The sequence below is a fragment of the Azospirillum agricola genome (assembly GCF_020005195.1).
In the GTDB taxonomy this organism is placed as follows: domain Bacteria; phylum Pseudomonadota; class Alphaproteobacteria; order Azospirillales; family Azospirillaceae; genus Azospirillum; species Azospirillum agricola.
On the sequence record NZ_JAIFZR010000004.1, the window covers coordinates 1,125,000 to 1,151,842 of the forward strand.

21 protein-coding genes are annotated in these 26,843 nt (G+C 69.0%); 9 read left to right on the forward strand and 12 right to left on the reverse strand.

What is annotated here, in order from left to right:
- Positions 1 to 39 precede the first annotated feature (39 nt).
- Positions 40 to 966: a LysR substrate-binding domain-containing protein gene (locus JN22_RS13625; protein WP_085554414.1), complete on the reverse strand. Its 927-nt coding sequence runs from the start codon at positions 964 to 966 to the stop codon at positions 40 to 42.
- Between the two features lie 221 nt (positions 967 to 1,187).
- Between JN22_RS13625 and JN22_RS13630 the strand changes: the two genes are divergently transcribed.
- From JN22_RS13630 to JN22_RS13655, 6 genes are all read left to right on the forward strand, one after another.
- A complete protein-coding gene (locus JN22_RS13630) occupies positions 1,188 to 1,937 on the forward strand; it encodes an SDR family NAD(P)-dependent oxidoreductase (RefSeq protein ID WP_085554415.1) in 750 nt (249 codons plus the stop codon).
- 46 nt (positions 1,938 to 1,983) lie between these two features.
- A complete protein-coding gene (locus JN22_RS13635) occupies positions 1,984 to 2,841 on the forward strand; it encodes a transketolase (protein WP_143268293.1) in 858 nt (285 codons plus the stop codon).
- Complete coding sequence (locus tag JN22_RS13640; protein WP_211099648.1) at positions 2,838 to 3,854, forward strand: transketolase family protein; 1,017 nt, start codon at positions 2,838 to 2,840, stop codon at positions 3,852 to 3,854. Before JN22_RS13635 ends, JN22_RS13640 begins: the two co-directional genes overlap by 4 nt.
- 190 nt (positions 3,855 to 4,044) lie before the next feature.
- Positions 4,045 to 5,085 carry a TRAP transporter substrate-binding protein gene (locus JN22_RS13645; RefSeq protein ID WP_085554417.1) on the forward strand — a complete coding sequence of 347 codons (1,041 nt, stop codon included), beginning with the start codon at positions 4,045 to 4,047 and terminating at the stop codon, positions 5,083 to 5,085.
- 90 nt (positions 5,086 to 5,175) lie between these two features.
- Entirely contained in the window at positions 5,176 to 7,080 is a 1,905-nt protein-coding gene (locus tag JN22_RS13650) for a TRAP transporter large permease (protein ID WP_085554418.1), read from the forward strand.
- An 84-nt stretch (positions 7,081 to 7,164) separates the two neighbouring features.
- On the forward strand, positions 7,165 to 8,043 hold the full coding sequence (locus JN22_RS13655; RefSeq protein WP_085554419.1) for an NAD(P)-dependent oxidoreductase: 879 nt from the start codon (positions 7,165 to 7,167) through the stop codon (positions 8,041 to 8,043).
- Positions 8,044 to 8,096: 53 nt separating this feature from the next.
- Here JN22_RS13655 and JN22_RS13660 read toward each other — a convergent pair whose 3' ends face one another.
- The 7 genes from JN22_RS13660 to JN22_RS13690 all read right to left on the reverse strand — a co-directional run bounded on the left by JN22_RS13660 (position 8,097) and on the right by JN22_RS13690 (position 16,747).
- Positions 8,097 to 9,107, reverse strand: a complete 1,011-nt coding sequence (locus JN22_RS13660; protein WP_085554420.1) for an NAD(P)H-quinone oxidoreductase — start codon at positions 9,105 to 9,107, stop codon at positions 8,097 to 8,099.
- A 424-nt stretch (positions 9,108 to 9,531) separates the two neighbouring features.
- Entirely contained in the window at positions 9,532 to 10,416 is an 885-nt protein-coding gene (locus JN22_RS13665; RefSeq protein ID WP_085554421.1) for an IclR family transcriptional regulator, read from the reverse strand.
- 112 nt (positions 10,417 to 10,528) lie between these two features.
- The gene (sucD, locus tag JN22_RS13670) at positions 10,529 to 11,404 is read right to left on the reverse strand and encodes a succinate--CoA ligase subunit alpha (RefSeq protein ID WP_085554422.1); all 876 of its coding nucleotides are present in this window, start codon (positions 11,402 to 11,404) and stop codon (positions 10,529 to 10,531) included.
- Positions 11,404 to 12,603 carry an ADP-forming succinate--CoA ligase subunit beta gene (sucC, locus tag JN22_RS13675; RefSeq protein WP_085554423.1) on the reverse strand — a complete coding sequence of 400 codons (1,200 nt, stop codon included), beginning with the start codon at positions 12,601 to 12,603 and terminating at the stop codon, positions 11,404 to 11,406. Before sucC ends, sucD begins: the two co-directional genes overlap by 1 nt.
- Before the next feature lie 301 nt (positions 12,604 to 12,904).
- On the reverse strand, positions 12,905 to 14,179 hold the full coding sequence (frc, locus tag JN22_RS13680; protein ID WP_085554424.1) for a formyl-CoA transferase: 1,275 nt from the start codon (positions 14,177 to 14,179) through the stop codon (positions 12,905 to 12,907).
- A gap of 67 nt (positions 14,180 to 14,246) precedes the next feature.
- Positions 14,247 to 16,016 (reverse strand): oxalyl-CoA decarboxylase, encoded by a 1,770-nt coding sequence (oxc, locus tag JN22_RS13685; RefSeq protein WP_085554425.1) that lies wholly within the window; start codon positions 16,014 to 16,016, stop codon positions 14,247 to 14,249.
- Positions 16,017 to 16,057: 41 nt separating this feature from the next.
- A complete protein-coding gene (locus tag JN22_RS13690) occupies positions 16,058 to 16,747 on the reverse strand; it encodes a GntR family transcriptional regulator (RefSeq protein ID WP_085554426.1) in 690 nt (229 codons plus the stop codon).
- Between the two features lie 263 nt (positions 16,748 to 17,010).
- On the opposite strand from JN22_RS13690, the gene JN22_RS13695 reads away from it, so the two are divergent.
- Positions 17,011 to 19,332 carry a mechanosensitive ion channel family protein gene (locus JN22_RS13695; RefSeq protein WP_085554427.1) on the forward strand — a complete coding sequence of 774 codons (2,322 nt, stop codon included), beginning with the start codon at positions 17,011 to 17,013 and terminating at the stop codon, positions 19,330 to 19,332.
- Positions 19,333 to 19,335: 3 nt separating this feature from the next.
- Here the strand turns inward: JN22_RS13695 and JN22_RS13700 are convergent, their stop codons facing one another.
- Positions 19,336 to 21,393 carry a sensor domain-containing protein gene (locus tag JN22_RS13700; protein WP_085554428.1) on the reverse strand — a complete coding sequence of 686 codons (2,058 nt, stop codon included), beginning with the start codon at positions 21,391 to 21,393 and terminating at the stop codon, positions 19,336 to 19,338.
- Between the two features lie 399 nt (positions 21,394 to 21,792).
- Positions 21,793 to 21,981, reverse strand: a complete 189-nt coding sequence (locus JN22_RS13705; RefSeq protein WP_085554429.1) for a zinc-finger domain-containing protein — start codon at positions 21,979 to 21,981, stop codon at positions 21,793 to 21,795.
- Between the two features lie 154 nt (positions 21,982 to 22,135).
- Between JN22_RS13705 and JN22_RS13710 the strand changes: the two genes are divergently transcribed.
- Positions 22,136 to 23,134, forward strand: a complete 999-nt coding sequence (locus tag JN22_RS13710) for an ABC transporter ATP-binding protein (protein ID WP_085554430.1) — start codon at positions 22,136 to 22,138, stop codon at positions 23,132 to 23,134.
- Complete coding sequence (locus JN22_RS13715) at positions 23,124 to 24,116, forward strand: alpha/beta hydrolase (protein ID WP_085554431.1); 993 nt, start codon at positions 23,124 to 23,126, stop codon at positions 24,114 to 24,116. Before JN22_RS13710 ends, JN22_RS13715 begins: the two co-directional genes overlap by 11 nt.
- A 107-nt stretch (positions 24,117 to 24,223) precedes the next feature.
- Here the strand turns inward: JN22_RS13715 and JN22_RS13720 are convergent, their stop codons facing one another.
- Together JN22_RS13720 and JN22_RS13725 are read right to left on the reverse strand one after the other, a co-directional pair.
- The gene (locus JN22_RS13720) at positions 24,224 to 24,718 is read right to left on the reverse strand and encodes a hypothetical protein (RefSeq protein WP_085554432.1); all 495 of its coding nucleotides are present in this window, start codon (positions 24,716 to 24,718) and stop codon (positions 24,224 to 24,226) included.
- 18 nt (positions 24,719 to 24,736) lie between these two features.
- Positions 24,737 to 26,764, reverse strand: coding sequence for a protein kinase family protein (locus JN22_RS13725; RefSeq protein ID WP_085554433.1), 2,028 nt, complete (start codon positions 26,762 to 26,764; stop codon positions 24,737 to 24,739).
- Positions 26,765 to 26,843: the final 79 nt, after the last annotated feature.

Below are 26,843 nucleotides of genomic sequence, written 5' to 3' on the forward strand. Positions count from 1 at the left end.
CCCTCGACTGAAGGCCACACGCCCCTCGCCTCGGCCGTCTCACAGCGAGGCGAGGTGGCGCTCCTCCCAGTGCCGGCAGGTCTCCAGCTCGCCGAACAGCCAGTCGCGGAAAAGCCGGACCTTCGGCAGGTCGAAGGCGGATTTCAGGGTGACGAAACCATGCCCCTGCGCCCTCAGGCCCTGGGTGGGGAAGGGGATCACCAGCTTGCCGGACTCCAGCTCCTGACGGGCGAGCAGCAGGCTGTCCAGGCACACGCCCATCCCGTTCACCGCGGCGTTGATCGCCATGAAGGAGCGGTCGAAGCGCAGGCCGCGCTCCATGTCCAGTTGGACGCCGCGGTGTCGGCGGGCCCAGTCGCGCCAGCCGACGATGTTGATCTCCGAATGGATCAGGATGTGGCGGCTCAGATCCTGCGGCCGGCGGATCGGGTTGAGGCCGCCGGCCAGCCCCGGCGCGCACATCGGCACGATGATGTCGTCCGGGAACTGCGCCATCACGCAGCCGGCCGGCGGCGGGCCGGGCTTGTAGCGGATGTCGACGTCCACCGCCCCCGTCGTCAGGTCGATGGGTGAGACCGAGGCCTGCAACCGGATGTCGATCGCCGGATGCAGCTCCTTCACGCGGCCCAGCCGCGGCATCAGCCACTGGGTGGCGAAGCTCGGCATCGAGCGCACGGTCAGAATCGTCGTGCCCGCCCCGGCGGTGGTGGCGTTGCGGGTGGCGGTGTCGATCCGGGCGAAGGCGGCGATGATCTCGGCGGCGTAGGCCCGGCCGGCGTCGGTCAAGGCGACCGACCGATGCACCCGCTGGAACAGCGGAAGGCCGAGCTGCTCCTCCAGAATCCTCACCTGATGGCTGATCGCCGACGGCGTCAGGCCGAGATCCTGCGCCGCGCCCGCGAAGGATCCCAGCCTCGCCGCCGCCTCGAACGCTTGCAGCGCCTTGATCGACACCCGTTTCCGCATCGCAGCAAATCAGTGAATTCAGCTCATGTATCGACGATCTTATTCGTTTGTCAAATTCACCTCAAGACCATAGCATCACCCCAACGATCGGCCCCGCGAACCATCGGCCGACCCCACCGACACCCCCCACAACCGAGCGAAACCGGCGCTCCGTCGCGGCCCCCGCGGGACCGCCACGGCGGAGCCTGCTTCGACACAAGCTTCGACACGAGGGAGCGACCATGCTGCTGTCCAACAAGGTCTGCGTGATCACCGGCGCCGCGTCGCGCCGCGGCATCGGCCGGGCGACCGCGAGGCTCTTCGCGCTGCACGGCGCGCGGGCGATCATCCTCGACCTCGACGGCGCCCAGGCCGCCGGCGCCGCCGCCGAACTGGGCGAGGCCCACCGCGGGCTGGCCTGCGACGTCACCGACCGCGACGCCTGCCTCGCCGCCGCCGGGCGCATCGTCGAGGAGTTCGGCCGCATCGACGTTCTGGTCAACAACGCCGGCATCACCCAACCGCTGAAGCTCATGGACATCGGGCCGGAGAACTACGAGGCGGTGACCGACGTCAGCCTGCGCGGCACGCTCTACATGAGCCAGGCCGTCGTCCCCCACATGCGCGCCGGCAAGTCGGGCTCCATCGTCTGCCTCTCGTCGGTGTCGGCGCAGCGCGGCGGCGGCATCTTCGGCGGCCCGCACTACAGCGCCGCCAAGGCCGGCGTGCTGGGGCTGGCCAAGGCGATGGCGCGCGAGCTGGGGCCGGACAACGTGCGCGTCAACTCGGTCACCCCCGGCCTGATCCAGACCGACATCACCGGCGACAAGCTGACGCCCGAGCTGCGGACCGAGATCCTCAAGGGCATCCCGCTGAACCGCCTGGGCGACGCCGAGGATGTCGCCCGCTGCTGCCTGTTCCTGGCGTCCGAGCTGTCCTCCTACGTCACCGGGGCCACGCTCGACGTCAACGGCGGCATGCTGATCCACTGACCGATCCACCGAATTGTTTCCTGATCCCGAACGGACGGAGCCCCCCGTGGACACCGCGATCGACACCACACCGCTCGGCCACAACGTGCCGCTGGCCGAGCGCGCCTACCGCATCCGCCGCAACGCCCTGCTGATGGGCGAGGTGCAGGGCCAGGGCTACATCGGACAGGCGCTCGACATCGCCGACGTGCTGGCCGTGTCCTACTTCCACGCCCTGCGCTACCGGCCCGAGGACCCGCGCTGGGAGGGGCGCGACCGCTTCCTGCTGTCGAACGGCCATTACGCCATCGCGCTCTACGCCGCGCTGATCGAGGCCGGCATCGTCCCGGCCGACGAGCTGGAGACCTACGGCAGCGACGACAGCCGCCTGCCGATGTCCGGCATGGCCGCCTACACGCCGGGCATGGAGATGTCGGGCGGCTCGCTCGGCCTCGGCCTGAGCATCGCCGTCGGCATCGGGCTGGGTCTGAAGCGCAAGAACTCCGACAACCGCGTCTACACGCTGTTCTCCGACGGCGAGCTCGACGAGGGGTCGGTGTGGGAGGCCATCCTGTCGGCCGCCCACCACAAGCTCGACAACCTGATCGCCATCGTCGACGTCAACAACCAGCAGGCCGACGGCCCCTCCGCCCAAGTGATGGCCTTCGAGCCGCTGGCCGACAAGCTGGAGGCCTTCGGCTGGTTCGTGCAGCGGATCGACGGCAACGACCTCGACGCCGTCGTCGCCGCCTTCGACGCCGCCAAGGCGCACCCGGAGCCCAAGCCGCGGATGATCGTCTGCGATACGAAGATGGGCAAGGGCGTGCCCTTCCTCGAAGCCCGCGAAAAGAACCACTTCATCCGCGTGGACGCGCACGAATGGCAGATCGCCCTCGACGCGCTCGACGCCGGGAGGACCGCATGAGCACCGCCGCCCCCCAAGCCGCCCCCGCATCCGCCAAGCCGCGCCTGAAGACCTCCGCCATGATCGCCTCGATCGCGGCGGAGGGGCAGCGCACCAAACCCGCCCCCTTCGGCCACACGCTGGCCGCCCTGGCGAAGGACCGGCCGGAGATCGTCGGCCTGACCGCCGACCTCGCCAAATACACCGACCTGCACATCTTCGCCCAGGCCCATCCCGACCGCTTCTATCAGATGGGCATGGCCGAGCAGTTGCTGATGGGGGCGGCGTCGGGGCTGGCGCACGAGGGCTTCATGCCCTTCGTCACCACCTACGCGGTCTTCGCCTCGCGCCGCGCCTACGACTTCGTCCACCAGACGATCGCGGAGGAGAACCGCAACGTCAAGATCGCCTGCGCCCTGCCCGGCCTGACCTCCGGCTACGGCCCCAGCCACCAGGCGGCCGAGGATGTGGCGCTGATGCGGGCCATGCCGAACATGGTCGTCATCGACCCCTGCGACGCGCACGAGATCGAACAGGCCGTTCCCGCCATGGCCGCCCACCAGGGGCCGGTCTACATGCGCCTGCTGCGCGGCAACGTGCCGCTGGTGCTCGACGAGTACGACTACAGGTTCGAACTCGGCAAGGCCAAGCTGCTGCGCGGCGGCGCCGACGTGCTGGTGATCGCGTCCGGCATCATGACGATGCGCGCGCTGGAGGTGGCGAAGGTTCTGGAGGCCGACCGCATCGACGTCGCCGTCCTGCACGTCCCGACCATCAAGCCGCTCGACACCGAGGCCATCCTGCGCGAGGCCGCAAGGACCGGCCGCATGGTGGTGGTCGCCGAGAACCACACCGTCATCGGCGGGCTGGGCGAGGCGGTGGCCGGCACGCTGCTGCGCGCCGGGGTCGCCCCGGCCTTCCGCCAGATCGGCCTGCCCGACGAGTTCCTGAAGGCCGGCGCCCTGCCCACCCTGCACGACCGCTACGGCATCTCCACCGACGCCATGGCCGCCAGCATCAGGGGCTGGCTGTAGCAAGACGGGCGGGGATGGTTGCGCCAGTTCCCCCGCTCGTGGATGCCCGGCTCAAGGCCGGGCATGACGGAAAGGAGAGCGGAGCGGCTGTTTCAGCACGCTTTCCAAAGGGCCGGCAAAACGGCCTTCGCTCCCGGCGCCCCGCTCCCGACCACCGACGCCCAACCACAAAACATCCGGAGAGGAAACCATGCTCAAGACGCCGTCCCTCACCGCCGGCTCCTTCCGCCCGAGCCGCCGCGCCGTCCTGGCCGGCGCCGCCGCCCTGCCGCTGGTGACCATCCTGAAACGCCCGGCGAACGCCGCCGAGTTCCAGTTCAAGTACGCGACCGGCCAGGATCCGACCCACCCGGTCAACACCCGCGCCCAGCAGGCCATCGACCGCATCCGCGAGGCGACCTCCGGCCGGCTGGACATCAAGCTGTTCCCGGCCAACCAACTCGGCAGCGACACCGACCTGCTGGGGCAGGTCCGCAACGGCGGCGTCGAGATCTTCAACCTCTCCTCGCTGATCCTCGCCACCTTCGTGCCGCTGTCCGGCATCACCAGCATGGGCTTCGCCTTCAAGGACTACGACGCCGTCTGGCAGGCGATGGACGGCGACCTCGGCAAGCATGTCCGCGACGAGATCGCCAAGACGCCGATCTTCACGCTGAGCAAGATCTGGGACAACGGCTTCCGCCACATCACCTCTTCGACGCGGGTGATCCAGACGCCGGACGACATCAAGGGCTTCAAGATGCGGGTGCCGCCGGCCCCGGCGCTGACCTCGCTGTTCAAGGCGATCGGCGCCGCCCCGGCCCCGATCAACTTCAACGAGCTCTATTCGTCGCTCCAGACCACCGTCGTCGAGGGGCAGGAGAATCCGCTGGCGATCATCGCCACCACCCGCCTTTACGAGGTGCAGAAGTCGTGCAGCCTGACCGGCCATGTCTGGGACGGCTACTGGGTGCTCGGCAACAAGCGCGCCTTCGCCAAGCTGCCGGCCGATATCCAGGCCATCGTCGCCCGCGAGCTGGACCGCTCGGCCGACGACCAGCGCGCCGACATCGCGGCTCTGACCGAATCGCTGAAGACCGATCTGGCCGGCAAGGGCCTCGCCTTCCACAACGTCGACCGCGAGCCGTTCCGCAAGGCGCTGTCCGCCACCAGCTTCTACGCCGACTGGAAGGCGAAATACGGTCCCGTCGCCTGGGAGCTGCTCGAAAGGACGTCCGGCACGCTGGGCTGAGGCCGTCCGTCCCCTCCATCGACCGACGAACCCGACGGATCGTCCGACCGACGGTCCGAACGGATCCTCACACCCGAAGGGCTGGCCTCCATGCACACTCCCGTTCCTGCGGCGACCACGTCCGTTCCCGGCACCGGGCAGCCGTCCACCGAGCCATCCACCGCCCGCGCCCGCTGGCTCGACCGCCTCGACCGCGGCGTCGGGCTGCTCGTCGAGGGGCCGGCGGCGCTGCTGGTGCTCGCCGAGGTCGGCGTGCTGCTGCTCGGCGTCGTCTGGCGCTACCTCCTGCACAGCCCGATCATCTGGTCGGACGAGCTGGCCTCCATCCTCTTCCTGTGGCTCGCCATGTTCGGCGCGGTCGTGGCGCTGCGCCGGGGCGAGCACATGCGGATGACGGCGCTGGTCGGCATGCTGCGCCCGCGCGCGCAGGCCTTCCTCGACGTCCTGGCGGTGGCCGCCGCGCTGGCCTTCCTGCTGCTGATGGCGGAACCCGCCTACGAGTTCGCGGCGGAGGAGGTGTGGGTGACCACGCCGGCGCTCGACATTCCCAATTCCTGGCGCGCCGCCGCCCTGCCGGTCGGCATCGTCCTGATGATCGCGGTGGCGCTGCTGCGGCTGGCCCGCGTCGGCCGTGCCGCGGACGTGGCCTGGGCGGCGCTGGCGGTGGCCGGGACGATCGGCGCGGCCGTGCTGGCCGGTCCGGTCTTCGCCGGGCTCGGCAACCTCAACCTGCTGCTGTTCTTCGTCGTCGGCGTCGGCGCGATGGTGTTCCTCGGCCTGCCGATCGCCTTCGCCTTCGGCCTCGCCACCTTCGGCTACCTGTCGCTCGCCACCTCGACCCCGGCGATCGTCATGGTCGGCCGGATGGACGAGGGGATGAGTCATCTGATCCTGCTGTCGGTGCCCCTGTTCGTCTTCCTCGGCCAGCTCATCGAGATGACCGGCATGGCGCGCGCCATGGTGGGATTCCTCGCAAGCCTGCTCGGCCATGTGCGCGGTGGCCTGTCCTACGTGCTGATCGGCGCGATGTATCTGGTCTCCGGCATCTCCGGCTCGAAGGCGGCGGACATGGCGGCGGTCGCCCCGGTGCTGTTTCCCGAGATGAAGGCGCGCGGCGCCAAGCCGGGCGACCTCGTGGCCCTGCTGTCGGCCACCGGCGCGCAGACCGAGACGATCCCGCCCTCGCTGGTGCTGATCACCATCGGCTCGGTCACCGGCGTGTCGATCGCGGCGCTGTTCACCGGCGGCCTGCTGCCGGGCATCGTGCTGGGCGTGGCGCTGGCGGCGCTGGTGTGGTGGCGCTACCGCCACGAGGATCTGTCGCATGTCCGCCGCGCCAATGGCGGCGAGATCGCCAAGGCCGCCCTGATCGCGCTGCCCGCCATCGCCCTGCCCTTCATCATCCGCGCCGCGGTGATCGAGGGTGTCGCGACGGCGACCGAGGTGTCGACCATCGGCATCGTCTACGCCGTGGCCGCCGGGTTGCTGATCTACCGCCGGTTCGACTGGCGCCGCGTCTACCCGATGCTGGTCGACACGGCGGCGCTGTCCGGCGCCATCCTGCTGATCATCGGCGCCGCCACCGGCATGGCCTGGGCGCTCACCCAGTCCGGCTTCTCCAGCACCCTGGCGGCGGCGATGCGCGAGCTGCCGGGCGGCGTGCCGGTCTTCATCGCGGTGTCGATCGTCGCCTTCATCGTGCTCGGCAGCGTGCTGGAGGGCATCCCCGCCATCGTGCTGTTCGGCCCGCTGCTGTTCCCCATCGCCCGCGAGATCGGCGTGCACGAGGTGCATTACGCGATGATCGTCATCCTGGCGATGGGCATCGGCCTGTTCGCGCCGCCCTTCGGCGTCGGCTACTACGCCGCCTGCGCCATCAGCCGCATCAGCCCGGACGAAGGCATGAAGCCGATCGTCGGCTACCTGATCGCGCTGACCGTCGGCCTGATCGTCGTCGCGGCCTTCCCCTGGGTGTCGATCGGCTTCCTCGGCTGACCGGCCCGGACGGGAACGGCGCTCCCCGCTCCCGTCCCAAGCTCCCGTCCCAAGCCCCCTTCCCATTCCAAGGACACCCGGACAATGACGATTGTCGGATTCATCGGACTCGGTTCCATGGGGATGCCCATGGCGCGCAACCTGCTGGCCAAGGGCTTCGACGTGCAGGGCTTCGACGTGCGGGCCGCGAGCGTCGCCGCCCTGGCGGCGGAAGGCGCCCGGCCGGCCGCCACGGCGGCGGCGGCGGCGGCCGGTGCCGACGCGCTGGTGCTGATGGTGGTGAACGCCGCCCAGGCCGAGCAGGCCCTGTTCGCCGACGGCGCCCTGGCGGCCCTGCCGGAAGGCGCGGCGGTGATCCTGATGGCGACCTGCCCGCCGGGCGCGGTGGAGTCCCTGGCGGCGCGGGTCGAGGCGTCGGGCCGCCGCTTCGTCGACGCCCCGGTGTCCGGCGGCGTGGTGGGCGCGGTCGCCGGATCCCTGTCGATCATGGCGGCGGCCCCGGCAGCGCTGGTGGAGCGGGTGCGCCCGGTGCTGGCGGCGATGGGCGACAAGGTCTTCCATGTCGGCGAGCGGCCGGGCCAGGGCGCCACGGTGAAGACCGTCAACCAGCTTCTCTGCGGCGTCCACATCGCCGTCGTCGCCGAAGCCTTCGCGCTCGCCGCCAAGGTCGGCGTCCGCCTCGACATCCTGCTGGAGATCATGGGCGGCTCGGCGGCGTCTAGCTGGATGCTGAAGGACCGTGGCCCCCGCATGCTCCAGACCGATCCCGAGATCACCAGCGCCGTCGACATCTTCGTCAAGGATCTCGGAATCGTGTTGGAGGCCGGGCGCGACGCCAAGGCCGCCCTGCCGCTGGCGGCGGTCGCCCACCAGATGTTCCTCGCCACCTCCGGACGCGGCGAGGGGGGCATGGACGACAGCCAGGTCATCCGCAGCTATCACGCGGTGAACGGCACGAGATGAGGCCCCGGAAACGAGGACCCCGAAACGAGGCCCCCGAAACGACCGGGGCGGGTTCACTCCCCCGCCCAGCCGACCGCCAGCACGATCTTGCCGACATGGCGGTTGCTTTCCATCAGCCGGTGCGCCTCGGCGGCGTGGATCAGCGGGAAGACCTCGTGGACGACCGGCTTGACCCGACCGGCCTCCAGCAGCGGCCACACCCTGGCGCGGAGCTGGTCGGCCAGCGCTTGCTTGTAGGCGACCGGCCGGGCGCGCAGGGTGGAGCCGGTCAGGGTCAGCCGCTTGGTCATGACGGGGAAGAAGTTCACCGTCGCCGTGGCTCCGCGCACGAAGCCGATGCAGACGTAGCGTCCCTCGACCGCCAGCGCGTCGATGCTGCGGGCGACGTAGTCGCCGCCGACGATGTCCAGCACAACGTTCACCCCGGCGCCGCCGGTGGCCTCCCTGACCACGGCGACGAAATCCTCCGTTCCGTAGTCGATGGCGCGCTCGGCGCCGAGGTCGAGGCAGGCCCGCACCTTGTCGGGCCCGCGCGCGGTGGCGAAGACGCGGGCGCCGAAGGCGGCACCGAGCTGGATCGCCGTGGTGCCGATGCCCGACGTGCCGCCATGCACCAGCAGCGCCTCGCCGGGCTGGAGCCCCCCGCGCTCGAAGACGTTCGACCAGACGGTGAAGAACGTCTCCGGCAGGGCGGCGGCCTCGGCCATCGACAGGCCGTGCGGCACCGGCAGGCATTGCGCGGCGGGCGCCGTGCAATGTTCGGCATAGCCGCCGCCGGCCAGCAGCGCGCAGACCGGATCGCCGGCCACCCAGCCCGTCACCCCCTCGCCCACCGCATCGACGGTGCCGGCGACCTCCAGGCCGGGGATGTCGCTGACACCCGGCGGCGGGTTGTACTTGCCGAGCCGCTGAAGCACGTCCGGCCGGTTGACGCCGGCCGCCGCGACGGCGATGCGCAGCTCGCCCGCCGCCGGAACCGGGATCGGACGGCGGACCGGGGTCAGCACCTCCGGCACGCCGGGCTGGGCGATCTCCACCGCCATCATGCTTCTGCTGTCGCTCATGCGTCCCTCTTGCCGCGAAACAACCGGCGGACACTGTGCGGAGGGCGCGCGGCGACGTCCACGCCGGGAGCAGGGGGATTTTACCATGCGGAAACGAGCGGACAAAAAAACCGCGCCCGGTGAGGGGCGCGGCCAGTATCCGAGAGAAGCGCGAACATGCAAAACAACACATCCGCCCGATGAGAAAGGAAATCCCTTCCCCGAAGTCACATTCTCACGATTTTCTGGGTGATGAACCGGAAAAGCGATGTTTTTCCATCCCACGGAAACTTGGAAAATGATAATGGGAACACGGAAAAAAGGCCGCATTCCTTGCGGAACGCGGCCCGAGTGCGCCAGGGAGGAAAACACCGGATGGGAACCGTTCAGACCCTCCGGCTCTTGGCGTCCGTGTGATTCATGTGACTCGTGCGCGGCGGCGGGATCAGCCCGGCGGACGCCCGCCGATCTCCAGGGTGACGGCGGCGGCGGCGCGCTTGACCATCTCGCCGAGCGCGATGACCCGCGCCTCCTCCATGCGCCGGCTGGAGCCGGAGACGGAAAGCGCGCCCATCACGCGGGCGTTCTCGTCGAAGATCGGGGCGGCGATGCAGCGCAGGCCGGACACCCGCTCCTCCTGGTCGAGCGCGTAGCCACGGTTGCGGATCAGCGACAGGTCACGGTGCAGGGCGGGCAGCGACGACAGGGTCGTGCGGGTGAACTGGTGCATGCCACGCTGGGTGACGATGGCCTGCACCTTGGTCTCCGGCATGCCGGCGAGCAGCGCCTTGCCGACCGCCGAGCAATGCAGCAGCGTGCGGTCGGCCTGCGGGACGGCGGCCTGCGCCACGCGCGGCCCGCCGACGCGGGCGAGGTAGATGGCTTCCCCGTTTTCCTCGACGGCGAGGTTCACCACCTCGCTGCTCTCCTCCATCAGGCGGCGCATGCGTGGCCGGGCGACGTCGACGAGGTTGCGGGTCTTCAGGAAATTGGTGCCGGTCATGTAGGCCTGGACGCCGACCACCCAGCCGCGCGCGCTCTGGTCGAAACGGACGTAGCGCTCGTATTGCAGGGTCGTCAGCAGCCGGTGCGTCGTGGACGGCGACAGGTCGGCGGCGTCGGCGATCTCGGTCAGGCTGAGCGGGCTGTCGGCCTCGCCCAGGATCGTCAGGATGTTCAGGGCGCGGCAGAGCGATTGGACCACCTGCCCGCGTTCGGCCTTGGCATCGTCGCTCTTCACGACGGCGGTCTTGATGATGGCGGCGGCGCCGTCCTGCGGATTGTCGTGGGTGATCCGGCGGGCGGTCCGCGTCTGGGCTTGCGCTTTCATATCCGTCTCCCTCGGTGATCCGGCGCGTGGTCCACGCCTGTGGTTGGTTTGGCTGGTTGGTTTCGGGGCGGGCGCCGCATCCGTTCGCGGCGCCCGGTCGCTCAAGCGATGGTCAGCCGTGCATGGCCTTCAGCATGGTCGAGCCAAGCGAAGCGGGGCTGTCGGCGACGGCGATGCCGACCGACTTCATGACGTCGATCTTGAAGTCGGCGGTGTCGTTGCCGCCGGAGATCACCGCGCCGGCGTGGCCCATGCGGCGGCCCGGAGGGGCGGTGCGGCCGGCGATGAAGCCGACGACCGGCTTCTTCGTGCCCGACGCCTTGAGGAACTCGGCGCCCTTGACCTCGGCGTCGCCGCCGATCTCGCCGATCATGATGATGCCCTCGGTCTCCGGGTCCTTCACGAACAGCTCCAGGCTGTCGACGAAGTTGGTGCCGTTGACCGGGTCGCCGCCGATGCCGATGCAGGTGGTCTGGCCCAGGCCGGCCGCCGTGGTCTGCGCGACGGCCTCGTAGGTCAGCGTGCCCGAGCGCGAGACGATGCCGATCTTGCCGCGCTTGTGGATGTGGCCGGGCATGATGCCGATCTTGCACTCGTCCGGCGTGATGATGCCGGGGCAGTTCGGGCCGATCAGGCGGGTGGCCGAGCCGTTCAGGGCGCGCTTGACCCGCACCATGTCGAGCACCGGGATGCCCTCGGTGATGCAGACGACCAGCGGGATTTCGGCGTCGATGGCTTCCAGGATCGCGTCGGCCGCGAAGGGCGGCGGCACGTAGATCACGGAGGCGTTGGCGCCGGTCCTCTCAACCGCGTCGGCCACCGTGTCGAAGATCGGGCGGTCGAGATGGGTGGAGCCGCCCTTGCCCGGCGTGACGCCGCCGACGAGGCGGGTGCCGTAGGCGATGGCCTGTTCGGAATGGAAGGTGCCCTGGGCTCCGGTGAAACCCTGGCAGATCACCTTGGTGTCGGCATTGACGAGAACGGCCATCAGGCGGCTTCCTTCACCACGGCGGCGACGATCTTCTCGGCGGCGTCGGCCAGATTGTCGGCGGAAACGATGGGCAGGCCGGACTCGGCGAGGATCTCCTTGCCGAGCGTGACGTTGGTGCCCTCCAGGCGGACGACCAGCGGCACGTGCAGGTGCACCTCGCGGGCGGCGGCGACGACGCCCTCGGCGATCACGTCGCAGCGCATGATGCCGCCGAAGATGTTCACCAGGATGCCCTCGACGTTCGGATCGGACAGGATCAGCTTGAAGGCCGCCGTCACCCGCTCCTTGGTGGCGCCGCCGCCGACGTCGAGGAAATTGGCCGGCTCGCCGCCGTACAGCTTGATGATGTCCATGGTGGCCATCGCCAGGCCGGCGCCGTTCACCATGCAGCCGATGTTGCCGTCGAGCTTGACGTAGTTGAGGTCGTGCTTGGCCGCCTCGATCTCCGCCGGATCCTCTTCGGCCTCGTCGCGCAGGGCGGCCACGTCCTTGTGGCGGAACAAGGCGTTGTCGTCGAAGCTCATCTTGGCGTCGAGCGCCAGGATGTCGCCGCTTCCGGTGACGATCAGCGGGTTGATCTCGACGATCGCGCAATCCAGATCGACGAACGCCTTGTAGGCGGCGGCGATGAACTTGGCGGCGGATCCCACCTGCTTGCCTTCCAGCCCGAGGGCGAAGGCGATCTTGCGGGTGTGGTAGCCCTGGATGCCGGTCGCCGGGTCGATGGCGACCTTGACGATCTTCTCGGGCGTGGTGTGGGCGACCTCCTCGATCTCCATGCCGCCTTCGGTCGAGGCGATGATGGTGACGCGGCCCGACGCGCGGTCGGTCAGCAATCCCAGATACAGCTCGCGCCTGATGTCGGCGCCTTCCTCGACGTAGAGGCGCTTGACCTCCTTGCCCGCCGGGCCGGTCTGCTTGGTGACCAGGACGTGGTTCAGCATCTCGCCGGCGTTCTTGCCCACATCCTCGACGGACTTGACGACGCGGACGCCGCCCTTGCCCTCGGGGTTGTCCTGGAAGCGCCCGGCGCCGCGGCCGCCGGCGTGGATCTGGGACTTCACGACCCAGACCGGACCGCCCAGCTCGCGGGCGACCGCCTCGGCCTCTTCCGCCGTGTAGGCCACACCGCCGCGCGGCACGGCGACGCCGTACGACTTCAGCAGCTCCTTGGCCTGATACTCATGGATGTTCATGGTGTCTCTGGTTTCCCTGTCGGGGATGTTCTTTGAAAACCGCAGAGTGCCGTGGTGTGCCGGTTGCGCTTCTCATTGGCTGCCCCATCCCTTGACGGCGAGGGGCGCCGGAAGCCCCTCTCCCCTTGTGGGAGAGGGGTTGGGGTGGGGGGGCGCCGGCTTCAGCCGGCCGGAAACGCCCCATCTCTTTTTCCGCCTTCGGCGGAACACCCCTCATCCCAACCCGCAGTGCTTGCGGTCGCCTTTGGCGCCCTCCGGCACTGCCCCGCAAGGGGAGAAGGGCTCAAGCAATGCTTAGCTGTCACTCCGCCGCCATGCGCTCCACGAGGCCGAGCGCGCCACTGTCGCGGATGTCCAGGATGTCGCGGTCGTCGAAACCCAGCACCTCGCGCAGGATCTCGTCGGTGTGCTCGCCCAGCAGCGGGGAGCGCGTCACCTCGGTCGGGCTGTCGGAGAGCTTGATCGGGTTGCCGACGGTCAGGTAGCTGCCGCGCGTCGGGTGCGGGACCTCGACCAGCGTCCCGGTCTCGTAGAGCGAGCGGTCCTCGGCGATCTCCTTCATCGACAGGATCGGGCCGCAGGGGATGTCGTATTTGTTCAGGATGTCCATGACCTCGAACTTGGTCAGGGTCCCGGTCCACTCCTCGACCGTCGCGAAGATGTCCTTCAGGCGCGGCAGGCGGGCGGCCGGGGTGGCGTAGTCGGGATCGGTGATCCACTCCTCGCGGCCGATCACCGTGCAGATCGACTTCCACACCGGGGCCTGGGCGATGAAGTAGATGTAGGCGTTGGGGTCGGTCTCCCAGCCCTTGCACTTCAGGATCCAGCCCGGCTGGCCGCCGCCAGACGCGTTGCCGGCGCGCGGCACCGTGTCGCCGAACTCGCCGTTCGGGTATTGCGGGTACTCCTTCATCGGCCCGTGGGCCAGACGCTGCTGGTCGCGCAGCTTGACCCGGCAGAGGTTCAGCACGCTGTCCTGCATGGCCGCCAGCACCTTCTGGCCCCGGCCGGTCGTCTTGCGCTGGTAGAGCGCCGTGACAATGCCGAGCGCCAGATGCAGGCCGGTGCCGCTGTCGCCGATCTGGGCGCCCGTCACCATCGGCGGGCCGTCGTCGAAGCCGGTGGTGGAGGCCGCCCCGCCGGCGCACTGGGCGACGTTCTCGTAGACCTTGCAGTCCTGGTAGGGACCGGGGCCGAAGCCCTTGACCGAGGCCACGATCATCGCCGGGTTCAGCTCCTGGATGCGTTCCCAGGAGAAGCCCATGCGCTCCAGCACGCCGGGGGCGAAGTTTTCGACCATCACGTCGCAGGTCCGGATCAGCGCCTCCAGCACCTCCTTGCCCTTGGGCGTCTTGGTGTCGAGGGTGATGGACCGCTTGTTGTGGTTCAGCATGGTGAAATACAGGCTGTCGGCGTCCGGCAGGTCGCGCAGCTGGCTGCGGGTGATGTCGCCCTCGCCCGGCCGCTCGACCTTGATGACGTCCGCGCCGAACCAGGCGAGGAGCTGCGTGCAGGTCGGCCCCGACTGCACATGCGTGAAGTCGAGAATCCGCACTCCCTCAAGTGCCTTGCCCATGTATTTCTCCCCCTCTGCCCAATGTCCCGTGATGGTCGATGGTCCGGCGGCTTTTCGCCGCCCTGCCTTATTGAGCCGGTCCCTTGCGGACCGCGCTTTGCGGGTTGAGGCTGCCGATGTTGCCGCTCTCGGTGCCGGCCGCCGGGTCGATCACCGCGTTGACCAGGGTCGGCCGGCCGGAGTTCATGGCCTCGCTGACCGCGTTGTACAGCTCGTCCGGCGTGGTCACATGGGCGCCGACGCCGCCGAAGGCTTCCATCATCTTGTCGTAGCGGGAGCCGGGGACGAACACCATCGGCGACGGGTCCTCGCCGCCGGTCGGGTTGACGTCGGTGCCGCGGTAGATGCCGTTGTTGTTGAAGATGACGATGCAGACCGGCAGGTTGTAGCGGCAGATCGTCTCCACCTCCATGCCGGAGAAGCCGAAGGCGCTGTCGCCCTCGATCGCCAGCACCGGCTTACCGCTCTCCACGGCGGCGGCGACGGCGTAGCCCATGCCGATGCCCATCACGCCCCAGGTGCCGACGTCCAGGCGCTTGCGCGGCTGGTACATGTCGATGACGCCGCGGGCGAGGTCGAGCGTGTTGGCGCCCTCGTTCACCAGCAGGGCATCCGGCCGCTCCTTGACGATGCGGCGCAAGGCACCCAGCGCGCCGTGGAAGTCCATCGGCGAGGAGTTCTTCATCAGCTTGGGCGCCATCTTGGCGATGTTCGCCTCCTTGCGCCCGTTCACCGCGTCGGTCCATTCGGACGGCGGGACGGTCCAGCCGCCCTTCATGCCGTCGAGCAGGGCCGAGAGGCAGGAGCCGATGTCGCCGACCAGCGGGGCGGCGATCTCGATGTTGCTGTCCATCTCGCGCGGTTCGATGTCGATCTGGATGAACTTCTGCGAGCCGGGCTTGCCCCAGGTCTTGCCCTTGCCGTGCGACAGCAGCCAGTTCAGGCGGGCGCCGACCAGCAGGACGACGTCGGCGTCCTTCAGCACCATCGAGCGGGCGGCGCCGGCCGATTGCGGATGGGTGTCGGGCAGCAGGCCCTTGGCCATGCTCATTTGCAGGAACGGGATGCCGCTGGTCTCGACGAAGGCGCGGACCGTCTCGTCGGCCTGGGCGTAGGCGGCGCCCTTGCCGAAGATGACCAGCGGACGCTTGGCGCCCTTCAGCAAATCGAGGGCGCGGGTCACCGCGTCGGGCGCCGGGATCTGGGCCGGGGCCGGGTCGATGACCTTGACCAGCGAGCGGGCGCCCTCGGCGGCGTCGATCACCTGGGCGAACAGCTTGGCCGGCAGGTCGAGATAGACGCCGCCCGGACGGCCCGAGACGGCGGCGCGGATGGCGCGCGCCACGCCGATGCCGATGTCCTGGGCGTGCAGGATGCGGAAGGCGGCCTTGCACAGCGGCTTGGCGATGGCGAGCTGGTCCATCTCCTCATAGTCGCCCTGCTGGAGATCGACGATCTCGCGCTCCGACGAGCCGCTGATGAGGATCATCGGGAAGCAGTTGGTGGTGGCGTTGGCCAGCGCGGTCAGGCCGTTGAGGAAGCCCGGAGCCGAGACGGTCAGGCAGACGCCCGGCGCCTTGGTCAGGAAGCCGGCGATCGCCGCGGCGTTGCCGGCGTTCTGCTCGTGCCGGAAGGAGATGACGCGCAACCCCTCGGCCTGGGCCATGCGGAGCAGATCCGAGATGGGGATGCCGGGCACCGAGTACAGGTTCTTGATGCCGTTCAGCTTGAGCGCGTCGATGACGAGTTGAAAGCCATCCGTCAGCGCCTGCGCTGCATCGGTTTCGGATGCGTCCGTGGCTTGATTCTTGACGATTGTTGCAGCCGCAGTTGACATAAGGGTAACTCCTCCCCGAGCTCCTGAAAGGTTCAAATCGGTCAGTCGAGGAAATCGCAGTGCTTTTCCACGTACTGCGCGAGACCAAGCGTGTGCTCCCGCACGCGTCGTTCGGCGAGGTCGGCGTCCCGGCTGGCCAGGGCGTCGATGATCTCCCGATGTTCGTGGATGGACTGGTCGGCACGGTCGCCGATGCCCATCGTGACGCGGCGGATCGCCCGCATGTGGATGAAGAAGCGGTCGGTCAGGTCCGCGATCAGCGTGGAGCCCGAAGCCTGAACGATGCTCTGGTGAAAGACGATGTTGGCGTCCGAATATTCGGCGACGTGCTGCGCCAGTTCGGCCTTGGTGTATTTGTCGAAGGCGTGGTGGACGCCCTCCAGCTTCTCGACGGTGGCGTTCTCGACGAACAGGCGGGCGGCCATCCCCTCCAGGGCGGCGCACACCGTGATCATCTCCACCAGCTCGGCCTTGCTCTTGCGGACCACGAAGATGCCCCGGCGCGGTTGCGACCGGATGAAACCCTCCTGCTCGAGCAGCGCCATGGCTTCGCGCACCGGCGTCCGGCTGACGCCCAGGGCTTCGCAGAGGCGGCGCTCGTCCAGGCGGATCTCGTTGGCCTGTCCGTAGATGTTCATCTGGGTGATGGCGTGGCGCAGGGACTGGTAGGCCTTCGCCTTGAAACTCATGCCCTGGTCCAGCGGTTCGACGGCGAAACGTTCACGGTTCATCGCGTTTCCGACCCTTTGCGCGCCGACGCCCGCGGCGCCGCTTGTTGTCGTTCCAGCGTGTTGCTGTGTCTTTTTGAATTATCGATACGGTATACCAGATGCCAGACGCCGCGCAAGGGCAATTGCGGGAACCTCGAACTATTTTGCAAACCGACGGAAATCGGGCCGGATGCGCTGGCGGTCACATTCCCGTGAGCGGGTTCCCCGAGCGGCGATCTGCGCTACTCTGAGGGCGTCGAACGCCCGCCCCGCAAGGCCACGCCATGCCGATCACCCCGCCTTCCACGCGCGCCTTTCCCCTGCGTCTCCGGTGGCCGATCGGGCGCTGGGCCGCTCCGCTGGCCCTGCTTCTGGCGCTCCTGTCGGCGGTCGCGGCGCCGGCCCAGACGCCGCCCGCCGCTCCGACGGCGCCCGCTCCCGCACCGGCCACGCCCGCTCCGAGCACGGCCGGCCCAGGCACGGCCAACGGCATGATGATGATGATGCTCAGCGAGGGCCGCGACCGGATGGCGGGCTTCCGCGGCAAGCTCGCCACGCGGCTGCGCGCCACCCCCGAGATTCCGTCGGCCATCGCGGCGACCCTGACGGCCCAGAGCCCGACTGGCGAGCCCCGCCATTTCCTACTGACCATCGCCCTATCCATCGCCCTGATGGCGGCCGGCCATGGGGCGCAACATCTTCTCTATGAGCGGCCGGTGGCGCGGCGCCTGCTGCCGCGCCCCGCCGAACCGAGGCCGGGCGGCTCGGCGCTGGCCGCCCGCTTTCCGCGTCTGGTGGCGCGCGCGCTGCTGACGCTGGGGGGCATGATCCTGGCCGCCCTGGTCGGATTCGGGCTCGCCACCGCGCTGCTCCCGGAACCGACCCCGATGACCGAGAAGACCGTCATCCTCGCCGGGGTCGGCTATCTGCTGGTCTGGGCCATCGCCCTGTTCTGGCGGCTGGTGCTGCCGCCCGGTGCCGCGAAGGGGAGCGGAATGGAGCCCGCCGCCCGCCGGCTGCGGCGCGACCTGACCGTCAGCGGCGCCTTCGGCGTCGCCCTGATGAGCAGCACCGTCTGGCTGGAGGCGCTGGGCATGCCCTACGACCCGCACGCCGTGCTGGTCGCGTTGTTCGGCCTGCTGACCGTGCTGGCGACGCTCGGCGCGCTGCGCGCCAACCGGCGGACGGTCGACCGGGCCTTCCTCGCCGGACGTGCGGCCGAGACGGTCGCCCCGCTCGAACGGCTGACCCTGCGCCTGTGGTTTCCGGCGGTGGCGGCCTATTTCGCCTACGCCTGGGGAACGCTGGTCAACCGCCTCATCCTCGGCTGGCCGACGGAGCTGCCGCTGCTGCTCGGCGCCTACGCCGTGGCCGGGGCGATTCTCGCGGTCTACGCCGCCGTCACCTACGCCACGGAATGGCTGTTCCACCAGCGGCGGATCCTGTGGCAACCGCTGGAAGACGGCCCGGACGACGGCCAGGACGGAACGCCGGACGGGGAGGAGCGGGCCGCAGCCGCCCCGCGCACCGCCACCCTCGACAGCTACGAGGCGCTGGCCCGGCGGGTGGCCGGCATTCTCGCCGCCGCCGCCGGCGTCGCGGTGACGCTGTCGGTGTGGAACATCCCGCGCATGCACGGCGACGCGGCCGACCGCCTCATCGGCATCATGGCGGTCTGCCTGATCGGCTACGTCGCCTATCAGGGCGTGCGCATCTGGATCGACCGCAAGATCGCCGAGGAGGGGCCGGCGCCCAGCACGATTCCCGGAGACGAAGGCGGCGGCCACGGCTCGGCCAGCCGGCTGGCGACGCTGCTGCCGCTGGTGCGCAACTTCATCCTGCTGTCGATCGTCGGGGCTGTGCTGCTCAGCGTGCTGATGGATCTCGGCGTCAACATCGCGCCGCTGTTCGCCGGGGCGGGCGTCGCCGGCATCGCCATCGGCTTCGGGGCGCAGACGCTGATCCGCGACATCTTCTCGGGCGCCTTCTTCCTGATCGACGACGCCTTCCGCAAGGGCGAGTACATCGAGATCGGGTCGATCCGCGGCACGGTGGAGAAGATCTCGGTGCGCTCGATGCAGCTCCGCCACCATCGCGGCCCGCTGCACACGGTCCCCTTCGGCGAGATCCACCAGTTGACCAACTATTCGCGCGACTGGGTGATCATGAAGCTGCCGCTGCGCATCACCTACGACACCGACGTCGAGAAGGTGCGCAAGCACATCAAGCAGCTGGGACAGGCGCTGCTCGACGACCCGGAGTTGGGGCCGAAGTTCCTCCAGCCGCTGAAGTCGCAGGGCGTCATCCAGATGGAGGATTCGGCGATGATCCTGCGCGTCAAGTTCATGACGCGGCCCGGCGACCAGTGGGAGATCCGCAAGCGGGTGTTCCAGGAACTCCACGCCCTGTTCCGCCGCGAGGGCATCCGCTTCGCCCACCGCGAGGTGACGGTCCGCTTCGCCGGCGAGGCGACGGCGACCGGCCCCATGGGAGAGCCGATCGGCGAGGAGGCGCGCAATCTGGCCGCCGGCGCCGTCCTGCACACGCTGGGCGAGGAGGCGCTGGAGGCGGAGGCCGGAGCCGGCCGGCGCAAGGGCGCCCTGTAGAAATCAGGCCGGCACCACCCGCGCGCGCATGAAAGCCTCGAACGCCTCGGCCGGCAGCGGGCGGCTGATCAGGAAACCCTGGATGCGGGTGCAGCCCTGCTGGCGCAGCATCTCGACCTGCTCCTGCGTCTCGACCCCTTCGGCGATGGTGTCGAAGCCCAGGCTGCCGGCGAGGTTGACGATGGTGCCGACGATCGCCGGATCGGTCGAGGACTTCACGATGTCGCGCACGAAGCTGCGGTCGATCTTCAGCGTGTCGATGGGGAAGCGCTTCAGATAGGCCAGCGAGGAATAGCCGGTGCCGAAATCGTCGATCGACAGCCGGACGCCGACGTCCTTCAGCCCGTTGAGGATCGTCACCGCCTTCTCGATGTCGCCGATCATGGCGCCCTCGGTCAGCTCCAGCTCCAGCCGGTCGGGCGGGATGCCCGACGCCTCGACGACGCTGCGGACGAAGCCGACCAGCCGGGCGTCCTGGAACTGGCGCGGCGACAGGTTGACCGACACCACCGGGATCGGCAGGTCCTGCTCGATCCAGCCGGCCAGCTTGCGGCAGGCCTCCATGAAGGTCCAGGCACCGATCTCCCAGATCAGCCCGGTCTCCTCCGCCAGCGGGATGAACTCCGCCGGGCTGACCATGCCGCGCACCGGGTGGCGCCAGCGGATCAGCGCCTCGGCCCCGATCACCCGGTCGGCCGCCATGTCCATCTTGGGCTGGAAATGCAGCTCGAACTCGTCGCCGCCGCCGGCCCGGCGCAAATCGCTCTCCAGCCCCAGCGTGAAGCCCGAGCGCTCGCGCATGCCGCCGTCGTAGAAGACGTACCGGTGCTCCGGGTTGCGCTTGGCGTGATACATGGCGAGGTCGGCGTTGCGCAGCAACTGGTCGGCCGTGTCGCCGTCGTCGGGGTAGAAGGCCAGCCCGATCGAGGCGCCGCAGAAGAGCTCCTGGTTGTGGACGCCGAAGGGCTCGTCCATCGAATAGAGGATCTTCTCGACCAGCCGGGCGCCGGCCGAGCGGTCGGCGGCGTCGGGGGCGACGATCAGGAACTCGTCGCCGCCCAGCCGGCCCACCGTGTCGGTCATCCGCGTGCAGTTGCGCAGGCGCCGCGCCACCAGCTTCAGCAGTTCGTCGCCGGCGTGGTGGCCCAGCGTGTCGTTGACCTGCTTGAAGCGGTTGAGGTCGAGGAAGGCGACCGCCACCTTGCTGTGGCCGCGCTGGGCGCGGACGATGGCCTCCTCCAGCCGCTCGCAGACCAGCCAGCGGTTGGGCAGGTCGGTCAGCCGGTCGAAGCTCGCCTGGTAGCGGATCTGGTGCTCCTGCGACTTGCGCTGGCTGATGTCGGCGATGGTGAGGACGTAATGCTCCAGCACGCCGTTGGGCGCGCGGACCGAGGTCACCGACAGGGCGGCGGCGAAGGCGTCGCCGGAATGGCGGAAGCTGGTGACCTCGCCCTGCCAACGGCCGGACTGGCGCGCCGTGGTCCAGATGGAGTCGATGAAGCTGCGCTCGTGCGAACCGGGGGCGAACAGCACCAGCGGATGGCGCAGCAACTCCTCGCGCTGGAAACCGGTCATGATCTCGTAGGCCGGGTTGATGGCCTGGACCATCAGCTCCGGATCGACGATCAGGATGCCGTCGGCGACGCTGTCGAACACGGTGGCGAGCAGCCGGATCTTCTCCTCGTGCTGCTTGCGCTCGGTGATGTCCTGGACGGTCCCTTCGTAATAGCGGATGCGGCCGGCGGCGTCGCGCACGCAGCGCGCGCTCTCCGAGATCCAGATGATCGTGCCGTCGCGGCGGAAGACCCGCGCCTCGAAGCTGTGGACCGTGTCCCTGCGGGCCATCAGGTCGGCGAAGGCCTCGCGTTTTCCAGGATCGACATAGAGCTGGCCGGCGATGTCGGTCAGGTTGGCGATCAGGTCGTCGGGAGACGCGTAACCGTAAATCTCCGCCAGCGCCGGGTTGACGCGCAGGTAACGGCCGTCGATGGTCGTCTGGTAAATGCCTTCGACGGCATTTTCGAAAATGCTGCGATACTGCTCTTCCGTCTCTTGACTCATGGTGCGCGCCTCTTCCGACGCCAAGCCTGAACCGCCTGGAAACAGCATTTCGATACTCGAACGGACAATTGTGGACGGACTGGCCTGTATCGCAATGCAACAAAGTAGATGACAGCTCACGGGATCCCGTCAAGACGGAACTGTCAAATACTGACACAACCTGAAGCAAAAATATAACAGGAATGAAACGCGACCAATCCGGAAGGACCCTATCCCATTGGGAATCCGGGTTTCCCCTGAGGCATCGCCCAAGAACTCAGGCCGATACCCACAAAAGAAAAGGGGACGGAAGCCGGCCGGTCACGGCCCGTCTTCCATCCCCTCGTCTTGAGATCGGAGCAAACGGATCCTTTGGTCTTGGAACCTTGGAACCGGCTCTTTCGGCCGAGTCGCAGAGACTCAGTGACCGTGCCCGAGCTTGACGCCTTCCTTCAGCACATACTCGCGCGAGCAGTAGGGGCATTCGACCCGGCGGTCGTGATCGAGCGTCAGGTAGACCAGCGGATGGCCCAGCGCGCCGCCGCCGCCGTCGCACCCGACGGTCGAGGTTTCCACGGTAATCGTCTCGGTCGGCTGCATGGCAGTCATCCTCTCTTTTGACAGGCGCGCGCCCGTGCGCCATCGTGGGACAGGTTTCCCGGACTTCGGCGCGCGCGGGCGGGATGATACCGATCGCGCGGCGCGGATCAACGGGATTGACAGGCTTTTCCGCAACTCCACCGCTATGGGTCCAGAACAGATCATGGTCGCGCACGCCGGCACCCCCACCCCCGTCGATCTTCCCGCCAACGCGGTGGAGCTCCGCGGCCTGACCAAGATCTACCAGCCGACCGGCAAGGCCGGGCCGAAGCACGCGCTGAAGGGCATCGACCTCGCCATCCCGCGCGGCTCGCTGTTCGGGCTGCTCGGGCCGAACGGAGCCGGGAAATCGACCATGATCAACATCCTGGCCGGGCTGGTGAACAAGACCGGCGGCACGGCGACGATCTGGGGCCACGAGGTGGCCGACCACCCGCGCCGCGCCCGCGCCTCGATCGGCGTGGTGCCGCAGGAACTCAACATGGACCCCTTCTTCACCCCGCGCGAGATGCTGGAGCTCCAGGCCGGCCTCTACGGCGTGCCGGCCCGCGACCGGCGGACCGACGAGCTGCTGGCCGCCGTCGGGCTGGCCGACAAGGCCGACGCCCACGCCCGCTCGCTGTCGGGCGGCATGAAGCGCCGGCTGATGGTGGCCAAGGCGATGGTCCACACCCCGCCGGTGCTGATCCTCGACGAGCCGACCGCCGGCGTGGACGTCGAGCTGCGCCGCCAGCTCTGGGAGTATGTCCGCGAATTGAACCGGGCCGGCACCACCGTGCTGCTGACCACCCACTACCTCCAGGAGGCGGAGGAGCTGTGCGACACCATCGCCATCATCAACCACGGGCAGGTGGTGGCCTGCGAGCCGACCACGACGCTGCTGCGCCGGGTCGACAACAAGGCGCTGTGCCTCACCATCGACCGCGACCTGACCGCGCCGCCGCCCGCGCTGGAAGGCTTCAGCGTCGAGCTGCCGGAACCGCGCCGGATGGTCGTGCGCTACCAGCCCAGCCGGCAGAAGGCCGGCGCGATTCTCGCCGCGCTTGCAGGCGCCGGCATCGGGATCATCGATGTCACGACCGAGGAATCGGATTTGGAGGATATATTCCTCCAACTTACGGGCAATGCACACGGTCAGACAGGGGTAATCCATGCGGCGTAGCGGGCTGGCGGCGGTTCTCGGGTTGGGTCTGTTGCTGGGCGGCTGCGCCGCCAATTTCCAACCGATGGGGACGGCCGTCGTCCAGCCCGCGCTGACGGACAAGGCTCTGGTCGCCGCCGACGGGTTCGAGCTGCCGTTGCGCTCCTGGCTGCCGGCCGACGGCAAGCCCAGGGCGGCGGTGGTGGCGCTGCACGGCTTCAACGACTACTCCAACGCCTTCGACGGGGCGGGCCGGAGCTTCGCGGCGCAGGGCATCGCCACCTACGCCTACGACCAGCGCGGCTTCGGCGCCAGCAAGGAGCGCGGCATCTGGCCCGGCACCCCGACCTTGATCTCCGACGTCAAGACGGCGGTCGAGCAGGTCCGCCACCGTCACCCCGGAATCCCGGTCTTCCTGATGGGCGAGAGCATGGGCGGCGCCGTCGTGCTGACCGCCATGGCCGACAAGCACCCGCCGCGCGTCGACGGCACCATCCTGGTGGCGCCCGCCGTCTGGGGCCGCGAGACGATGGGCTTCTTCCCGCGCGCCGCCCTGTGGGTCACCTACAACCTCGTCCCCGGCATGGTCGTCCATCCGCCCAGGGAAATGAACATCCAGCCCTCCGACAACATCGAGATGCTGCGGGCGCTGGGCCGCGACCCGCTGGTCATCAAGGGCTCGCGGGTCGACGCGCTGGAGGGGCTGACCGACCTGATGGGCGAGGCTCTGGCCGCCTGCCCCCGCCTGGAGGTGCCGTCGCTGGTGCTCTACGGCGCCCACGAGCAGGTGCTGCCGCCCAAGCCGGTGGAACGCGCCCTGAAGGATTTCGAGGCCGGCGGCCGGCATGTCGTCGCGGTCTATCCGGACGGTTACCACATGCTGCTGCGCGACCTGAAGGGCGGCATCGTCGTCAACGACATCGCCGCCTGGATCGAGCACCCGAAGAACCCGCTGGCCAGCGGCGCCGACCGCAACCCGCGCGAACTGGTGGCGGCGAAGTAAGGGCCGTTTCGAGATAGGAATGTTTTGGAGTAGGAACGTTCCGAAACCGGAACAGCCTTGCCCCATAAGGAAGGAAGGGCCTCTCAGCGTCCCAGGAAAAACAGCGCCTACGCCCCTTCGGCCTCCTCGCCCGGCGAAAGACCGCCGGATTCGTCGAAGTAATCGCCCGCCACGTCCGGTCCCCATTCCTGGACCAGCGCCACCTTCTTGCCCTTCAGCACCTCCACCCGCTTCTCGGCGCGGGTGATCTCCAGCCCGGCGACCAGCGGCGGGATGCCGTAATAGAGCCCCCAGCCGACCGCCGCCGCCCCGTACATCACCAGCCAGGCCAGCGGATCGGCGAAGATCTTGGCGGCGGCGCCGATGGTGTGCTGGTGCTTCCACAGCTCGATGGCGAAGGGCATGCAGCCGCAGAAGTTCAAGCCGCCGACCGTGATCGGCGCCGACTTGTCGGGATCGCGGTCCACCACATAGGCGACGATGGTGGGAATCATTCCGATGCCGAAAAGGATGGAGGTCGGCAAAACGATCAACCCTGCCGGAATGATCAGCAGGATCAGCGTCAGCATCCCGCCCTTCTTCTTCTTCCGCTTCCGCGCCATGCGATGCTCCCCGGCCCGTCAGAAGGCGAAAAACAGGATGATGCCGGCGACCAGCACGGTCGACAGCAGGCTGGACGTGATGGCGGCGACCTGCCGCCCCGACGACTCCACGATGGCGTTGCGGTCGGCGATGGTGTGGCGGATCTTCTCCATCTCGGCGTCCGCCTCGCGGTAGGCGATCTGCGCCGCCTCGAACTCCAGCCGGTCGCGGCGCAACGATTCCGGATCGTCCACCACCTTCAAAAGCTCGGTCAGCCGGCCGTTGTGGGCGGCGCCGTCGGCCTGCTTGCGCACCAGCTCCTGGGTCTGGCGGTTGTGGAAGCGGCGGAACACCGGGTCGAGCAGCGCCACCACCCAGCTCGCCAGATGGGTCAGCCCATCGACGCCGGTGCGGGCCTGGACATCCGACAGGATGGTCAGCATGGCGATGACCCGCCGCATCGGCTCGATGCCGCTGCCGAGTTGGGTGAACAGCAGATCGTCGCCCCGCTTGTGCCGCGCGCCCAGGAAGGCGGCGATGTGGCGGTCGACGGGATCCTTGTGCCGCTCGCCGCCAGCCCCCAGCCAGTCGAGCGCGCGCAGCAGCTCGGCCGGGTTGGTCGGAAGCTGCTTGGCCACCAGGGGACTCATGCAGGGCATGGTCGGATTCATCTCGTACAGCACCCGCTCCACCCCCAGCCCGTAGGCGGCACGCTCCAGGAAACCGCGCAACTGGTCGTAGGTCTGCACCAGCGGCACGAACTCCGGCTTGAACTCGCTCTGGACGTTGGCCCAGAACATCGGGAGCTGGTTGGCGATGACCTCGGCCACCGGCTGGGGCGACTCGCCGCGCATGAAGGCGTCGGCCAGCATGGTGGCGACCCCGTCCGGCATCATCGACCGGCCACGGTAGCGGATGGGGGCCGACGGGTCGAGCGCCATGCAGACGCGCGCCACCAGCCGGTCGCCCTGGCTGCCGCCCTTGCCGCCCGACGCGGTCTGGATGGCGTTGCCGACCGCCTCCGCCCGCACCTCGTCGGCCATCGAGCGGCGCAGCCACTTGTCCAGTTCGCCGCTCTCGATCACCATCGCCGCCGCCGGGGCGTGGCGGGCGAAGGCGCGGGCCAGCGTGCGGCAATGCCAGTATTCCTGCCCCTGGAACTCGATCGGCCGGGCGGCGCGCCGGGAGATCTGCGGCTGCTTCGGGCTGAGCCGCCGGCCCGCCGCCCACAGGTCGAGGTCGTTCAGCGTCCAGCGCTGCTTGGGGTCGTCGACCAGCAGGCCGCGCACCAGCTCGTTGACCGCCAGCGGCAGCCGGTGCTGGTTGACCAGCGCCGGGTAGGAACCGCGCTCGATCTTCGCCTGGATGACCGCCTCGTCGTCGAGCCCCGCCACCGGGTTGCGGCCAAGCGCCAGGATCAGCAGGGTGACGCCCAGCGAATACATGTCGTCGGCCGCCGTGCCGGTGCCGCGCCCGGCCGGCATCGCCATGCCGCGCTCGATGGTCTCCAGCAGCACCGGCTGGCCGTAGCCGGGCTGCGCCGTGACGCATTCCCCCAGCATCAGCCCGCCCGAGGCGAGGTCGCGGTAGTAGAGGTTGGTCGGGCGGATGGCGCCGTGGACGACGCCGCGGCTCGACATCTCCTTCAGGGCCGAGATCAGCGGCTGGATGATCTGCCGGGTGAGCTGGTCCTCCGGCATCGGGTCCAGCGTGTCGTTGATCGAGCCCATCAGACGGCGCCCGCCCGGCTTCTCGAACACCAGGCAATAGCGGCGGCCGCGATCCTGCGGCCAGTCGACCAGCCCCCAGTCGAGCAGCCGCATGTGGGTGCCGTTGTCGAAACCGGCGACGGTCGAGCAGACGTCGGTGCGCGGCAGGGTCGAGGCGTGGCAGATGACCGCGAAGGGCTCCAGCCGCTTCTCGCGCAACGACTTGGCGGTGAAGGCGTTGCCGCCGACGGCGTTCAGCGCGGGGATCGGCGCGCCCGGCTGGATCTCGTAGCGTTCCGCCAGCTTGACGGTGTCGGCCATCGCCCCCGTGGCGGCGGTCTGAGCGTCGGACGGCATGAGCGGCGTATCCCCAGGGCGTGCGCGGTGTCGCCCGCTCTAGGTGGCGGGAAAACGGCAAACAAACTCTTAACACGCC

Bases quoted from the DNA above. Each gene is read 5' to 3' on its own strand.
- oxc (WP_085554425.1), bottom strand. From the start codon at position 16,016: ATGTCAACTGCGGCTGCAACAATCGTCAAGAATCAAGCCACGGACGCA.
- frc (WP_085554424.1), bottom strand. From the start codon at position 14,179: ATGGGCAAGGCACTTGAGGGAGTGCGGATTCTCGACTTCACGCATGTG.
- JN22_RS13710 (WP_085554430.1), top strand. From the start codon at position 22,136: ATGGTCGCGCACGCCGGCACCCCCACCCCCGTCGATCTTCCCGCCAAC.
- JN22_RS13660 (WP_085554420.1), bottom strand. From the start codon at position 9,107: ATGAGCGACAGCAGAAGCATGATGGCGGTGGAGATCGCCCAGCCCGGC.
- JN22_RS13640 (WP_211099648.1), top strand. From the start codon at position 2,838: ATGAGCACCGCCGCCCCCCAAGCCGCCCCCGCATCCGCCAAGCCGCGC.
- JN22_RS13655 (WP_085554419.1), top strand. From the start codon at position 7,165: ATGACGATTGTCGGATTCATCGGACTCGGTTCCATGGGGATGCCCATG.
- JN22_RS13700 (WP_085554428.1), bottom strand. From the start codon at position 21,393: ATGAGTCAAGAGACGGAAGAGCAGTATCGCAGCATTTTCGAAAATGCC.
- JN22_RS13645 (WP_085554417.1), top strand. From the start codon at position 4,045: ATGCTCAAGACGCCGTCCCTCACCGCCGGCTCCTTCCGCCCGAGCCGC.
- JN22_RS13715 (WP_085554431.1), top strand. From the start codon at position 23,124: ATGCGGCGTAGCGGGCTGGCGGCGGTTCTCGGGTTGGGTCTGTTGCTG.
- sucD (WP_085554422.1), bottom strand. From the start codon at position 11,404: ATGGCCGTTCTCGTCAATGCCGACACCAAGGTGATCTGCCAGGGTTTC.
- JN22_RS13690 (WP_085554426.1), bottom strand. From the start codon at position 16,747: ATGAACCGTGAACGTTTCGCCGTCGAACCGCTGGACCAGGGCATGAGT.
- JN22_RS13665 (WP_085554421.1), bottom strand. From the start codon at position 10,416: ATGAAAGCGCAAGCCCAGACGCGGACCGCCCGCCGGATCACCCACGAC.
- JN22_RS13705 (WP_085554429.1), bottom strand. From the start codon at position 21,981: ATGACTGCCATGCAGCCGACCGAGACGATTACCGTGGAAACCTCGACC.
- JN22_RS13625 (WP_085554414.1), bottom strand. From the start codon at position 966: ATGCGGAAACGGGTGTCGATCAAGGCGCTGCAAGCGTTCGAGGCGGCG.
- JN22_RS13695 (WP_085554427.1), top strand. From the start codon at position 17,011: ATGCCGATCACCCCGCCTTCCACGCGCGCCTTTCCCCTGCGTCTCCGG.
- JN22_RS13650 (WP_085554418.1), top strand. From the start codon at position 5,176: ATGCACACTCCCGTTCCTGCGGCGACCACGTCCGTTCCCGGCACCGGG.
- JN22_RS13720 (WP_085554432.1), bottom strand. From the start codon at position 24,718: ATGGCGCGGAAGCGGAAGAAGAAGAAGGGCGGGATGCTGACGCTGATC.
- JN22_RS13630 (WP_085554415.1), top strand. From the start codon at position 1,188: ATGCTGCTGTCCAACAAGGTCTGCGTGATCACCGGCGCCGCGTCGCGC.
- sucC (WP_085554423.1), bottom strand. From the start codon at position 12,603: ATGAACATCCATGAGTATCAGGCCAAGGAGCTGCTGAAGTCGTACGGC.
- JN22_RS13725 (WP_085554433.1), bottom strand. From the start codon at position 26,764: ATGCCGTCCGACGCTCAGACCGCCGCCACGGGGGCGATGGCCGACACC.